This is a genomic window from Flavobacterium sp. DSR2-3-3, assembly GCF_049896585.1.
Lineage (GTDB): Bacteria > Bacteroidota > Bacteroidia > Flavobacteriales > Flavobacteriaceae > Flavobacterium.
Genome location: NZ_JAFCUP010000006.1, coordinates 206,389 through 220,275, shown reverse-complemented (window position 1 = coordinate 220,275; position 13,887 = coordinate 206,389). Strand labels below are relative to the sequence as shown.

The 13,887-nt window shown below is 35.8% G+C and carries 12 protein-coding genes; 10 read left to right on the top strand and 2 right to left on the bottom strand.

The window, feature by feature from the left end; genetic code table 11:
• Positions 1-24 precede the first annotated feature (24 nt).
• Both ACP7AQ_RS10375 and ctlX read left to right on the top strand, forming a co-directional pair.
• Positions 25-939, top strand: a complete 915-nt coding sequence (locus ACP7AQ_RS10375) for a dimethylarginine dimethylaminohydrolase family protein (RefSeq protein WP_426095415.1) — start codon at positions 25-27, stop codon at positions 937-939.
• A gap of 68 nt (positions 940-1,007) precedes the next feature.
• On the top strand, positions 1,008-1,943 hold the full coding sequence (gene ctlX, locus ACP7AQ_RS10370; RefSeq protein WP_426095414.1) for a citrulline utilization hydrolase CtlX: 936 nt from the start codon (positions 1,008-1,010) through the stop codon (positions 1,941-1,943).
• A 51-nt stretch (positions 1,944-1,994) separates the two neighbouring features.
• Here the strand turns inward: ctlX and ACP7AQ_RS10365 are convergent, their stop codons facing one another.
• Positions 1,995-2,624 carry a MarC family NAAT transporter gene (locus ACP7AQ_RS10365; RefSeq protein ID WP_091203649.1) on the bottom strand — a complete coding sequence of 210 codons (630 nt, stop codon included), beginning with the start codon at positions 2,622-2,624 and terminating at the stop codon, positions 1,995-1,997.
• A 146-nt stretch (positions 2,625-2,770) separates the two neighbouring features.
• Between ACP7AQ_RS10365 and ACP7AQ_RS10360 the strand changes: the two genes are divergently transcribed.
• Entirely contained in the window at positions 2,771-3,136 is a 366-nt protein-coding gene (locus tag ACP7AQ_RS10360; protein ID WP_091173917.1) for a CoA-binding protein, read from the top strand.
• Positions 3,137-3,331: 195 nt separating this feature from the next.
• Here ACP7AQ_RS10360 and ACP7AQ_RS10355 read toward each other — a convergent pair whose 3' ends face one another.
• Positions 3,332-4,840, bottom strand: coding sequence for a sodium:solute symporter (locus tag ACP7AQ_RS10355; RefSeq protein ID WP_426095413.1), 1,509 nt, complete (start codon positions 4,838-4,840; stop codon positions 3,332-3,334).
• Positions 4,841-4,940: 100 nt separating this feature from the next.
• Here ACP7AQ_RS10355 and recR point away from each other — a divergent pair, with 100 nt between their 5' ends.
• From recR to ACP7AQ_RS10320, 7 genes are all read left to right on the top strand, one after another.
• On the top strand, positions 4,941-5,561 hold the full coding sequence (recR, locus tag ACP7AQ_RS10350) for a recombination mediator RecR (RefSeq protein ID WP_426095412.1): 621 nt from the start codon (positions 4,941-4,943) through the stop codon (positions 5,559-5,561).
• Positions 5,562-5,634: 73 nt separating this feature from the next.
• Complete coding sequence (locus ACP7AQ_RS10345) at positions 5,635-6,426, top strand: polysaccharide biosynthesis/export family protein (RefSeq protein ID WP_426095411.1); 792 nt, start codon at positions 5,635-5,637, stop codon at positions 6,424-6,426.
• Between the two features lie 16 nt (positions 6,427-6,442).
• On the top strand, positions 6,443-8,911 hold the full coding sequence (locus tag ACP7AQ_RS10340; RefSeq protein WP_426095410.1) for a polysaccharide biosynthesis tyrosine autokinase: 2,469 nt from the start codon (positions 6,443-6,445) through the stop codon (positions 8,909-8,911).
• 25 nt (positions 8,912-8,936) lie between these two features.
• Positions 8,937-9,932 (top strand): SDR family oxidoreductase, encoded by a 996-nt coding sequence (locus tag ACP7AQ_RS10335; RefSeq protein ID WP_426095409.1) that lies wholly within the window; start codon positions 8,937-8,939, stop codon positions 9,930-9,932.
• Between the two features lie 120 nt (positions 9,933-10,052).
• A complete protein-coding gene (locus ACP7AQ_RS10330; protein ID WP_426095408.1) occupies positions 10,053-11,444 on the top strand; it encodes a UDP-glucose 6-dehydrogenase in 1,392 nt (463 codons plus the stop codon).
• A gap of 250 nt (positions 11,445-11,694) precedes the next feature.
• Complete coding sequence (locus ACP7AQ_RS10325) at positions 11,695-12,162, top strand: UpxY family transcription antiterminator (protein ID WP_426095407.1); 468 nt, start codon at positions 11,695-11,697, stop codon at positions 12,160-12,162.
• 409 nt (positions 12,163-12,571) lie between these two features.
• Complete coding sequence (locus ACP7AQ_RS10320; RefSeq protein WP_426063456.1) at positions 12,572-13,855, top strand: nucleotide sugar dehydrogenase; 1,284 nt, start codon at positions 12,572-12,574, stop codon at positions 13,853-13,855.
• The last annotated feature ends 32 nt before the right edge of the window (positions 13,856-13,887 follow it).

The window sequence follows — 13,887 nt, the reverse complement described above, 5'->3', positions numbered from 1 at the left end:
ATATTTGCCAAAAGCTAAAAATACATGTTAGAGTTAAATATAAAGAATGAAACTTCGAAACTCAGAGCTGTAGTTTTGGGTTCAGCAGTCAACAATGGACTTACGCCGACGGTTGAAGAAGCGTATGATCCTAAATCATTAGAACATATTTTAGCAGGAACCTATCCTCAGGAGCATGACATGGTGAATGAAATGGAACCATTTAATACCGTATTTAAAAAGTATAATGTGACCGTCTATCGTCCCGAAATGATTAAAAATTATAATCAGATTTTTACTAGAGATATTGGTTTTGTAATTGATGATACTTTTGTCAAGTCGAATATTTTGCCGGATAGAGAAAGAGAATTAGATGCTATCCAATATATAATTGACCAAATTAACCCCAAAAAAGTGGCGCGCCCTCCAGAGGAAGTTCACATCGAAGGTGGTGATGTAATGTTGTGGAACGATTATATTTTTATTGGAACGTACAAAGGAAGTGACTACAACGATTATATTACGGCTCGAACAAACATGGCAGGTGTTCAATACATTAAAGATTTATTCCCAAATAAAATTGTAAAAGAATTTGATTTGGTAAAATCTAAAATTGAAGCTCGTGACAATGCGTTGCATTTGGATTGTTGTTTTCAGCCGGTGGGGAGTGACAAAGGGATTATCTACAAAAACGGATTCCGAGAAGAAGCCGATTATTTATTTTTGGTAAACCTTTTTGGAAAAGAAAACCTATTTCATATTACCAGAGACGAAATGTATGACATGAATTCTAATGTTTTTTCTATTGACACTGATGTTGTTGTTTCAGAAAGAAATTTTACACGACTTAACAATTGGTTGCGTGCAAACAGTTTTGTTGTGGAAGAAATTCCATATTCAGAAATCGCAAAACAAGAAGGATTATTAAGATGTTCTACCTTACCTTTAATAAGAGATTGATAAAGTAGAGACGCACTGCAGTGCGTCTCTACGCTACGTGTTCATAATAAAATAAAAATTAAATAATCATGAAACAAACCACAAATTCCATATTGATGATTCGCCCGGTTGCGTTTAGAATGAACGAACAAACGGCAGTAAATAATTATTATCAAAAAGTATTGGACGGACTTTTGCCGGCAACGGTAAATGCCAAAGCGCAACAAGAATTTGATGCTTTTGTCGAGAAACTGACAGCAGTTGGTGTTGATGTTACTGTTGTTGATGATACGTTGGAACCAAATACTCCTGACAGTATTTTCCCAAACAACTGGATTTCTTTTCACGAGAATGGCGATGTAGCTTTATATCCGATGTTTGCCGAAAATCGTCGTCATGAACGTCGCGAAGAAATTTTAGATTTACTGGAAGAAAAAGGTTTCGTAATTCATAATATTATAGATTACACTTCCGCTGAAGAAGATGGATTTTTCTTGGAAGGAACAGGAAGTTTACTTTTGGACAGAGCCAATGCTAAAGCGTATTGCGCATTATCTCCCAGAGCGGATGAGGAATTATTTATAGAATTCTGCGAGGATTTTGATTATGCACCAGTGATTTTTGAAGCTTTTCAAACGGTTGATTCAGAACGAAAACTGATTTACCATACCAATGTGATGATGTGCTTGGGAGATACTTTTGCGGTAATTTGCTCGGATTGTATCGATGATAAAAAAGAACGCAAAATGGTTCTGGACAATCTGAAAGAAAACGGAAAAGAAATCATTTTGATTACCGAAGCCCAAATGAATAATTTTGCGGGTAATATGCTTGAAGTTCGTGGAGCAAATGATAAACGGTATTTGGTTATGAGTGCAGCTGCACATCAAAGTTTAACGCCAAAACAAGTAGAAGAATTAGAAAAACATGCTGAAATTTTGAGTTCAAGTTTGGATACTATCGAAGCTTGTGGCGGAGGAAGCGCCAGATGCATGATGGCAGAGATTTTCTTGCCAAGAAAATAGAAAAAACCGGATACGATTCTAAATCTTATCCGGTTTTTTTATTGCTTTAATTTAAGAGAGATTTCCTTTTATAATATTGATAATAGCGCTTACGATATATTGTATTCCTATCGCAATTACAATGAAACCTACAATTCTTGATATCGCAACAATTCCTGAAGCTCCAAGTATTTTTGCTAAATAATGAGCGCTTTTAAGAATGATAAATATTGTAACAGCAATGGCAAGAATAGCAATGGAAGAGATAATTATCTCCATAGTCGTATTGTGTTCCTGATAAAAAGCAATAAGCAAAGAAATAGAGCCAGGGCCGGCAAGCATTGGGATTGCAAGTGGCGTCAAAGCAATGTCGTTTCTTTGTTGCGCGTCAGTTTCTGCTTTTTTGTTAATACCTCGTTTCTTCGTGAATTTTCCCGAAAGTAAAGAAAAACCGGAACTTACAATAATAATTCCACCCGCTATCCGGAGCGCATCAATACTGATTCCAAAAAAAAGTAATACATATTGCCCGATAAAAAATGAGACAATAAGAATGATAAATACATTTATTGCTGTCCACAAAGAAATTCGGGAACGCTCTTTTTTAGTGTCATGTTGTGTAAGTCCCACAAAAATAGGAACGGTACCTATGGGGTTTAAAACAGAAAAGAGGGCAACAAACAGGTAAATAAAAAGATCCATATTTTATTTTTAAGGGTGTAAAAATACTCTTTTTTTGTTTTTTAATGTTAGGGCAATGTTTTTTATTGCTGCTACAACTAAAGCTTAAAATTATCAAACGGGTAAACCTTTTTGATTACTTTTGCCAAATACAATCAGAGAAAATCATGAAGAATAAAAAAACATTGGTTCTTGGAGCGACGACTAAACCAGAACGCTACGCCTTTAAAGCCGTGAATATGTTAGTAGAAAAAGGGCATTCCGTTCTCGCATTAGGCCAAAATGCAGGCGAAGTTGCCGGTGTGAAAATCCAGACAAAAGCCATTCCATTAAAAAACATCGATACCGTTACCCTATATTTAAACCCTACACGTCAGCGCGATTATTACAATTATATCGTCGAGGCTAAACCTAAACGTGTTATTTTCAATCCAGGAACTGAGAATCCGGAATTTTACCAATTGTTGAAACTAAATGATATTAAAGTAGAAGTAGCTTGCACGTTAGTCTTGTTAGCTACCAATCAGTATTAGTTTTTTGAAGCTTTTCCTGCTATCCATTTCAATCTTTTGAACAAAACAGTATTTTTCTAAATAAATCAAGAGCTTCCGTTGGTCGCTCTTTTTTTATAAGAAAAAATTACTGTTTTTTATCAAAAGGATTTCCATTTCGATCAAGGCTAGGGCGCAAGAAATTTGAGATTTAAAAAGACAGCTCCATAAAATATCTTAAAATCTTGTATCCATAATTGCAGGTTTGCTAATCAACAACAATCCAAGAAAAGTGATCAGTCCGTTTACGATAATCAATTCGTTATCGAAAACATATCCTCCAAATAAAGTCTTCGAATTTTCGCTGATAAAGTACGTCAGCGCTGGAGACAATAAGCAAACGATTGGAACAAATTTGTCTTTGACGGTTTTTGATTTTACAAACAATCCAAAACAATACAATCCCAAAAGCGGACCATACGTGTAGGACGCAACTCTAAAAATCATTCCTACTACAGAGCTGTCATTGATAGCATTAAAGAAAATAATCACCAGAAACATTAAAAACGAAAAGGCAATATGTACAAGATGTCTGTTTCGAACTACGTTTGGCTTGTTTAAATTTTCTATTTTATCCATTCCTAAAAAATCAACACAAAACGAAGTTGTCAACGCTGTCAAGGCAGAATCCGTTGTTGCAAATGTGGCGGCTGTTAATCCCAACAAGAAAATCACGGATGGAATCAGTGTCAAATGGTTAAACGCAATTTCTGGGAAAAGTAAATCGGTTCTGGGTTTTCCGGTAACTAAATCAGTTGGAACTTCTATTCCGTTTTTAGCCGCATAAATATAAAGTAAAGCACCTACGCTGAGGAAAAAGATATTGATACCTACAAATATTCCGGTGAACGTAAACATGTTTTTTTGGGCTTCGCCAATGTTTTTGCAACTCAGGTTTTTCTGCATTAAATCCTGATCCAAGCCCACCATGGCAATGGTTACAAAGATTCCTCCCAGAATTTGTTTTACAAAATGAAACTTACTCGATACAAAATCTTCAAAGAAGAATACCTTAGAATAATTGCTGTTTTTTACTGCTTCAAATGCTTCGAAAACATTTAAGTTTAAACTTCTGCAAATAAAGAAAATCGTCAAAAAAACAGAGGATACTAAGAAAAAGGTTTGTAAAGTATCGGTAATTATAATCGTTTTCAATCCGCCTCGATACGTATAAGCAAATATCAAAGCCAGCGAAATTAAAACCGTAACTGCAAACGGGATTCCGTAAAAGTCAAAAACAAAGCGTTGCAAAACAATAACAACAAGATACAATCTAAATGCAGACCCAATTGTTCTGCTAATCAGGAAAATGGTTGCGGCCGTTTTATAAGAATAAATTCCTAATCGGTGCTCGATGTAACCGTAAATAGAAGTTAAATTCATCCGATAATACAACGGCAGCAGTACTTTTGCAATAATAACGAAACCAATCGCATTACCGAGAACAAATTGAAAATATTTGAATTGCTCCCCATTTGGAGAACCTACTTCTCCCGGTACCGAAATAAAAGTCACTCCCGAAAGTGCCGTTCCAATCATTCCAAAAGCAACTAAATACCATTTTGAATTTTTATTGGCTTTAAAAAAAGCATCATTTCCGCTGTCTTTTCTGCTTACAAAATGCGAAATCAAAAAAAGAATTCCGAAGTAGATTACAATTAGCGACAGAATAGCGAATGGAGTCATATTATATGAATATTGTATTTGACCAAATTACATAAATAATCCTCAAATTTTCAAAATATCTATCCCTAACGATTGGGACAAATTAACTACTTTTGCCTTTATGGAATTTTCTTCAAAATTAATAGAAAAAGCAGTTAACGAAATGTCTCAGCTGCCAGGAATTGGCAAAAGAACTGCACTGCGGTTGGTGTTGCATTTATTAAAGCAACCCAAAGAGCAAACAGGATTTCTGTCGCAAGCCTTGATCGCTATGCGTGAAGATATTAAATATTGTAGCAGTTGTCATAATATTTCGGATAACGTGATGTGCGAAATTTGCGCTAACAAAACCAGAAATCATCAAATTATTTGCGTTGTGGAGGATATTCGCGATGTTATGGCAATCGAAAATACAGGTCAGTTTAGGGGTATTTACCATGTTTTGGGCGGTAAAATTTCGCCCATTGATGGCGTTGGTCCCAGTCAGTTGAATATTACAACTTTAGTCGAAAAAGTAAAATCAGGAAGTGTCAACGAGATTATTTTTGCTTTAAGTTCCACGATGGAGGGGGATACGACTAATTTTTACATCTACAAACAAATTGCCGATTGTGAAATTATAATATCAACAATCGCCAGAGGAATTTCGGTAGGCGATGAACTGGAATATGCGGATGAAGTTACCTTGGGAAGGAGTATTTTGCAAAGAGTTCCGTTTGAAAAGTCTTTTAAAAATAATTAATCCATTTAAAGAATAGCGATACTTTTTAAATCGTAAATGAAAAGCTATATTTGTCGCTTAAAAAATATTGAAAATGAGCAAATTCGTACTCTATTTGTTGTTAGTTATTAGTGTGTTGCTTTCATCTTGTATACCTACCAAAGATTTAATTTATCTTCAGAAAAAAGATAGCTCACAAGCGGAAGCCACAATTGCAGCGATAGAAACAAAGCCGTATAGATTGCAAATTAATGACGTTTTGAGTATTAATATAAAAGCGATAGATCCGAAGTTAGTCGCTATTTTTAGCCCTTCGAATGAAGGTGCTGCAGCAGGAAAATCTGAGTCGGGGTTGTATTTTGATGGATTTACTGTGGACGATCACGGGAATATAAGAGTTCCTGTTTTGGGAGATTTGAATGTGATTGGTTACACGCTGGATGAAGTCAGAATACGATTAGAAAAGCAATTATTAGCGGAGTATTTTAATAAGGAAGCGAATATTTTTGTGACTGTAAAATTGGCGGGTTTTCGATATACAATCAACGGGGAAATAGGTGGTCCAGGGACGAAAACATTATTTCAGGAACACGTAAATATTATGGAAGCTATTGCTAATGCTGGAGATATCACCATAACCGGAGACAGAAAAGCAGTGACAATCATGCGGAAAACACCAACGGGAGTTGAAATGCATGATTTAGATCTTACCGATATAAATGTGATGAAATCCCCTTATTTTTACTTGCAGCCTAATGATTATGTTTATATAAAGCCGCTCAAACAGAAAACTTGGGGGACCGGAAAAACGGGTATAGAATCGCTGGGAACTATTATTACTTTGCTTTCTTTAGCCACGACGACTTTCTTACTATTAAAAAATTAAAAACCGCGATTGAAATATGTTAGATATAAAAGATTTTTCGATTTTTGAAAATCAAGTCAGCTTTGACTTTAAAGGGTTTTTAATAAAAATCGGAAGTTACTGGAAGTGGTTTTTACTCAGTTTGCTAATCACTTTTACGGTTGCATATCAAGTTAATATTCGTAAAGAAAAAATCTACGGTATGGAAACGCTTATTGCTGTAAAGGAAGAGAGCAATCCTCTTTTTACGTCAAATACGAGTTTGGTTTTTAATTGGGGCGGTACTTCGGATCAGGTTCAGACTATTTCTACAACATTACAATCCCGTTCTCATAATGAATTGGTAGTAGATAAGCTACAATATTACATTAGCTATTTGACTCAAGGCAAATATAATTTGGTCGACGCTTATGGCGCTGTTCCTTTTACTGTAAATATTGATAAATCCAAAGGACAACTTGCGGGAACACTTATTGGAATCAAGTTTTTAAGTGAAAGTGAATATGAAATCAGAATTCCATTTGAGAATCCAAGCGTTTCAATAATTACGTATTCCAATAATTCGTATAGTAACACCGCCGTTGAAACCGGTGAATTTGTTAAAAAATATAAAGTAGGGCAAAAAGTCTCGTTACCTTTTTTGAATTGGAAATTACAAATAAACGATAATCCTGGTTTTTATAAAGGGAACGAGTATTTTGTGCAGTTTAATGATTTTAACGGAACCGTATCCGGATACAAAGGCATAAGTGTGCAATCAGATGATAAAGGTGGTTCCATCATCACTTTAGGAATGCAAGGAACCAATAAAGCAAGAATGGTTGAGTATTTGAATTCGACTGTTAAAATGCTTATCAAACGACAATTAGATAGTAAGAATCAATTTGCAACCAATACAATTGCTTTTATTGACAGCACATTGGTTACGATGGAATCCCAATTGAAGGAAACCGGGAATGAGTTGAAAACTTTTAGAAAAGGTAAAAATATCTATGATATTGAGGAAGGTGGCGCTAAATTTTCAGAAAAGATTTTAGAATTTGATGTCAAAAAAGATGAGGTTAATCGTAAAGTGGCGTATTACAACTCTTTAAAGGCGTACCTGAAAAACAGCGTGAATTATGCTAAACTTCCGGCACCATCTGTAGCTGGAATCGAAGATCCAAATATCGTTGTCAATGTTTCTAAATTAATCGCGTTATCTACGCAAAGATCTGAAATGGCTTATGCGGTAAAAAGTGATAAGATTTTCAAGGATTTTGACAATCAAATGGAAGCCGTTAAAAATGTACTTTTAGAAAATATAGCTACCGCCAAATCAGCTTTGCAGTATGATTTAGCAGTGGTCAGCAGTAAAATAAATGAAACTGAAAGTACCATAAAACAACTTCCAGAGGATCAACAAGAGCTTATTAAGATTAAGAGGAAGTATGATTTAAGCGATAATATTTACAGCACCTTTCTTCAAAAAAGAAGCGAAGCGGATATTGTGAAAGCAGCGAATTTGTCAGACGTTCATTTTATTGATCCTGCAAAAGATGTTGGAGGAGGATTAATCGGTCCAAAAACTTCTGTTAATTATGTTTTGGCATTATTTCTGGGAATTTTGTTTCCGTTGATTTTTGTTTTTGCCGTTTTCTTTATTAATAACTCGATTCAAAATACGGAAGATATCAGCAAAATGACAAAAATACCATTGATTGGAGTCGTTGGTGTCAATAGGGAGCATACGAATTTAGCTGTTTATGACAAACCTAAATCTGCTTTATCGGAATCCTTCAGAGCGATTCGTTCCTCGCTTCAGTTTTTATATAAGCAGCAAAATGTAGATGGTGCTAAGACTTTGATGATTACCTCTTCGGTGAGTGGTGAAGGGAAGACGTTTTGTTCGATAAATATTGCGACAGTTTTTGCTTTAAGTGAAAAGAAAACAGTAGTTATCGGGTTGGATTTAAGAAAACCTAGGTTAGCTTCAGAGTTTAACTTATCCAATGAAGTAGGGGTAGTTAATTATTTAATTAAACAAAAAACAGTTGATGAGATTATAAATCATACCCATATTCCTTATTTGGATGTTATTTTATCAGGACCTATTCCGCCGAATCCGGCTGAAATGATCTTGAGTGAGGGCATGAAAGAATTAATTGAAGAATTGAAGAAAAAGTACGATTATATTATATTGGATACTCCGCCTGTTGGTTTGGTTTCTGATGCGTTAGAATTGGCACAATACTCCGATGTGACGCTTTACATTGTCAGACAGAATTTCACTAAAAAGGATATGATTACTTTATTGAACAATCGAGTGAAACGTGGGGAGTTAAACAATACCAGCATTATCTTAAACGGTTTGGAAAATAAAGCAAAATACGGAACGGGTTATGGGTATGGATACGGTTATGGATATGGGTACGGAACGTATGCGAATGGCTATTATGAAGAGGAAAAACCAAAGAGCATATACCAAAAGGTAGCCCAAAAAATATTAAAAAAACCAACAAAGTAACAGCTAGAATTTAAGACAAAACGAAATGAAAGAGCAAATACAAAAAGCGATTTTAATTACTGGAGGGGCGGGATTCATAGGTTCTAATCTTTGTGATTATTTTTTGTCAAAAGGGTATAAAGTGGTTTGTTTAGATAATTTTGCCACAGGTCACAGGCATAATTTAAAAGATTTTATAAATCATCCCAATTTTTCTTTGATTGAAGGCGATATTCGGAACGCGATAGATTGTGCCACCGCAGTAAAAGGAGTAGATTATGTTTTGCATCAAGCGGCTTTAGGTTCTGTGCCACGGTCTATAAATGATCCGGCTACCACGAATGATGTGAATGTTTCCGGATTTTTGAATATGTTGGTGGCGGCAAAAGACGAGAAAGTAAAACGTTTCGTGTACGCTGCAAGTTCTTCGACTTACGGGGATTCAGAAGCTTTGCCCAAGGTTGAAGCTGTGATTGGGAAACCGCTATCTCCGTATGCTATTACGAAATATGTGAACGAGTTGTATGCAGAAATTTTTAGTAAAACGTATGGTTTAGAAACTATTGGTCTGCGTTATTTTAATGTTTTTGGAAAAAAGCAGGATCCTAATGGCGCTTATGCTGCCGTTATACCGAAATTTGTGATGCAGTTAATGCAGCACGAAAGTCCAAGAATAAATGGGGATGGAAATTATTCCCGTGATTTTACTTATATTGATAATGTCATTCAAATGAATGAATTGGCAATGTTGACCCAAAATCCGGAGGCAATTAATACTGTCTATAATACGGCTTATGGCGATAGAAATACGTTGAATAATTTGGTGGATTATCTGAAAGAATTTTTATCCGAACAAGATCCAAAAATAGGAAATGTTGCTATTGAATATGGTCCAAACCGAGCAGGAGATATTCCGCATTCCTTGGCCAGTATTGAGAAAGCGAAAACGTTGCTTGGATACGATCCAAAATATTCTATGCAAGAAGGATTGCGAGCAGCGGTGCAATGGTACTGGGAGAATTTGCGGGAGAAAAGTGAATAGTTAGGGATCTTCATTGTTAAGGTACCTTAAGAGGTAAGCAGAGGATAATGAGATAATATTTGTTGAAAAGATGACGTTTAAAAATATATAAAGGTATAATTGAGCATAAAAAATAAGAGAATGGAAATTACAAAAATTTGTTGCATTGGGGCAGGGTATGTTGGTGGTCCAACGATGGCCGTCATTGCTCAAAAATGTCCACACATACAAGTAACAGTAGTCGATTTGAATGAAGAGCGCATTGCCGCCTGGAATGATAAAGACACTTCAAATATTCCTATTTATGAACCGGGATTGGATACCATTGTTGCGGAAGCAAGAGGAAGGAATTTATTTTTTTCCACTGCCGTTGACAAAGCCATAGATGAAGCTCAGATTATTTTTATATCTGTAAATACGCCTACTAAAACGTATGGAAAAGGAAAAGGCATGGCTGCTGATTTAAAATATATAGAGTTGTGTGCCCGACAAATTGCGCGCGTAGCTAAAGACAATAAAATAGTGGTAGAAAAATCTACTCTACCGGTTCGAACCGCAGAAGCAATTAAAAGTATTCTTGACAATACCGGTAATGGAGTGCAGTTTCAAATTTTGTCCAATCCAGAATTTTTAGCGGAAGGAACAGCGGTTTCTGATTTATTAAATCCCGATCGAATCCTTATTGGAGGTGATGCTTCAGAGGAAGGTAAAAAAGCGATACAGGCCTTAGTTGATGTATATTCGAATTGGGTTGCTTCGGATAAAATATTAACTACTAATGTTTGGTCTTCTGAACTGTCTAAGCTTACCGCCAATGCTTTTTTGGCACAACGTATTTCTTCGATCAATGCCATGTCAGAACTTTGTGAAAAAACAGGAGCTGATGTCAATGAAGTAGCAAAAGCTATCGGAATGGACAGCAGGATTGGGTCGAAATTTCTAAAAGCTTCCGTTGGTTTTGGAGGTTCTTGTTTTCAAAAAGACATTTTAAATTTAGTTTACATCGCAAAATCATACGGTTTAAACGAAGTGGCCGATTATTGGGAGCAAGTAATCATTATGAATGATCATCAAAAAAGACGCTTCTCCAATACCATTGTACAAACGCTTTACAATACAGTTTCGGATAAAAAAATTACTTTTTTGGGTTGGGCGTTCAAGAAAGATACGAATGACACCAGAGAATCTGCGGCTATTTACGTTGCCGATGATTTGATTAACGAACATGCAAATATTGCTGTTTACGATCCAAAAGTTTCGAATAAAAAAATTATAGATGATTTAAATTATTTAGAAACAAGAAATGTGGAACGCAATGCCAACAGCATCAGTTCTTTTACGGATCCTTATGAAGCCTGCCAAAACGCACATGCTATTGCTATACTCACGGAGTGGGACGAATTCACTCAGTATGACTGGCAAAAAATTTATGATTCGATGCAAAAGCCCGCTTTTATCTTTGATGGTAGAAATTTGTTGAATGGTCCTGATTTGAAAGCTATTGGTTTTGTATACCAAGCTATCGGTTCCTAAAGATATTAGTTGTAAAGAAATAATGGGCCAGAATAATGAAGAGATCAAAAGCACTGAAAAAAAAATATTGACAAAGAGTTTAACAGAGGCAAAGCAACAAACAGCATAGTTACAGATAAAGAATTTCAGAACGGTAAGCGATAGCGTCATGGGTTCAGGGATATTAATGATTCAGGGTGTGTTATAATTTAGAAGCGTTTACTTTCAAATTTGACGCGGAATACTAATTGTATTGTAAAAAATAAAGGAGATGAATTGGTATGTAGTGTATACAAAGCCCAAATGGGAGAAGAAAGTTGCAGAACAATTACAAAAGAGAGGAATTGAATGTTATTGTCCATTGGTTACACAAATGCGACAATGGTCTGACCGAAAGAAAAAAGTGGAAGTTCCTCTTTTTAATTCCTATGTTTTTGTTCAGGTAGCTGAAGGGGAACGCAATGCTGTTTTTGAATGTGTAGGTGTAGTGCGGTATTTATTTTGGTTGGGAAAACCGGCTGTTGTCCGTAATGAAGAAATTGAAGTTATAAAAAAATGGCTCAATACGTCCGATACAATTGATGTTGCCGTTTCGTCTTATCAAGTTGGGGATTCCATACAATTGGAATCAGGACCATTCTCCGCACAAACAGCTACCATTCAAGAAATGACCAATACACATTATGTGCTGGTTTTGGAATCTTTAGGATGTGTCTTGAAAATGAAAATAAAGCAGTAGGTGTTTGTTTTTTGCGTTACATGACCTTTTTTTATCTTTTACAGGAAATTGAACTTTGTACGAATAAAATAAGACTTTTATTACTTGAGTAAATCTGTAAGGCGGGCTAAAAAGTGGTAAAAACTGTTTTTTAGATCGAAAAATAAAATTAAAATTGAATTAAAGAAACATACTTAACTATTGATTTTCAGCTGCTTGTACGTTAATTTACAGCAACTGGCGATTTTTAATGTTCAATTGCTATGAAGTGTTCTTTTTACTTACTGATTGTTGCTATATTTGCCTCCTTAATTTAACTAGATTCCTGCTCCGTTTTGTGTGAGTAAGGAGTGCGTAGCGGTGCACTAGAGTAAACAATCGTTAAAATTATTATTATTATTATTAAAAGGTTTAGGATTATAATTTAAAAATGAATTCCATCAAAAAAATAGCGGTAATTGGTTTGGGTTATGTGGGTTTGCCATTGGCCCGATTGTTTGCGACGCAGCATGCTGTTACCGGATTTGATATTAATCAGTCCCGAGTTGCTTCGTTGCAGTCCGGCACTGATTCCACTTTTGAAGTATCGGACTCAGTTTTACAACAAGTATTGTTACAAGAACCAAGCGATTCTATCGGGTTGTATTGCACCACCGACATAGCTGCAATAGCCAACTGTACTTATTATATAATAACGGTTCCAACTCCTGTCGATAAAAACAATCGTCCAGATTTGACTCCATTATATAAATCAAGTGAAACGGTAGGTAAAGTTTTGAAAAAAGGAGATATCGTTATTTATGAATCTACCGTGTATCCTGGAGCGACAGAAGAAGAATGTGTGCCCGTTTTAGAAAAAGTTTCCGGACTGGAATTTAATGTTGATTTTTTTGTCGGGTATTCTCCTGAACGCATCAATCCCGGTGATAAAGAGCATACGGTAGAAAAAATTTTAAAAATAACTTCAGGTTCAACACCGCAAATTGGCCAAAAAGTAGATGCCTTATATAAATCAGTAATCACCGCAGGTACCCATTTGGCACCCTCCATCAAAGTAGCCGAAGCCGCTAAAGTGATTGAAAACTCCCAACGGGATATTAACATTGCTTTTGTCAATGAATTGGCTAAAATTTTTAATCTGATGCAAATTGATACTCATGCCGTTTTAGAAGCAGCTGGTACGAAATGGAATTTTCTTCCTTTCAAACCGGGTCTAGTCGGCGGGCACTGCATCGGTGTAGACCCCTATTATTTGGCGCAACGCGCACAAGAATTTGGTTACCATCCAGAAATTATCTTAGCAGGACGTCGATTGAATGACAGTATGGGCGATTATGTGGCTTCACAGATTGTAAAATTGATGATCAAAAAAGGAATTTCGGTAAATGGTGCTACCTTACTTATGCTTGGTATAACTTTTAAAGAAAACTGTCCTGATGTTCGCAACACAAAAATTGTCGATGTCATAACGGCTTTGACCGATTATGGAATTGCTATTACTATTTATGACCCCTTAGCTAATCCTTCAGAAGTACAGCATGAATACCGTTTAATGACCACTGCTATTTTACCAAAGGAAAAATTTGATGCGGTTGTTTTAGGTGTCGCACATCGTGAATTCCTAGCTATCGATTTCTCCAAATTGCAAAATGAGAACAGTTTGTTATACGATGTCAAAGGTATTTTAGGAAAAGTGGCGGATGGAAGGTTGTAAAGTGCAGGTACAAAAGTATAACAGTGTAAGCA

Coding starts and splice junctions, on each gene's coding strand:
- ACP7AQ_RS10320 (WP_426063456.1), top strand. CDS start 12,572: ATGAATTCCATCAAAAAAATAGCGGTAATTGGTTTGGGTTATGTGGGT.
- ACP7AQ_RS10325 (WP_426095407.1), top strand. CDS start 11,695: ATGAATTGGTATGTAGTGTATACAAAGCCCAAATGGGAGAAGAAAGTT.
- ACP7AQ_RS10375 (WP_426095415.1), top strand. CDS start 25: ATGTTAGAGTTAAATATAAAGAATGAAACTTCGAAACTCAGAGCTGTA.
- ACP7AQ_RS10360 (WP_091173917.1), top strand. CDS start 2,771: ATGAAGAATAAAAAAACATTGGTTCTTGGAGCGACGACTAAACCAGAA.
- ACP7AQ_RS10355 (WP_426095413.1), bottom strand. CDS start 4,840: ATGACTCCATTCGCTATTCTGTCGCTAATTGTAATCTACTTCGGAATT.
- ACP7AQ_RS10345 (WP_426095411.1), top strand. CDS start 5,635: ATGAGCAAATTCGTACTCTATTTGTTGTTAGTTATTAGTGTGTTGCTT.
- ACP7AQ_RS10365 (WP_091203649.1), bottom strand. CDS start 2,624: ATGGATCTTTTTATTTACCTGTTTGTTGCCCTCTTTTCTGTTTTAAAC.
- ACP7AQ_RS10340 (WP_426095410.1), top strand. CDS start 6,443: ATGTTAGATATAAAAGATTTTTCGATTTTTGAAAATCAAGTCAGCTTT.
- recR (WP_426095412.1), top strand. CDS start 4,941: ATGGAATTTTCTTCAAAATTAATAGAAAAAGCAGTTAACGAAATGTCT.
- ACP7AQ_RS10330 (WP_426095408.1), top strand. CDS start 10,053: ATGGAAATTACAAAAATTTGTTGCATTGGGGCAGGGTATGTTGGTGGT.
- ctlX (WP_426095414.1), top strand. CDS start 1,008: ATGAAACAAACCACAAATTCCATATTGATGATTCGCCCGGTTGCGTTT.
- ACP7AQ_RS10335 (WP_426095409.1), top strand. CDS start 8,937: ATGAAAGAGCAAATACAAAAAGCGATTTTAATTACTGGAGGGGCGGGA.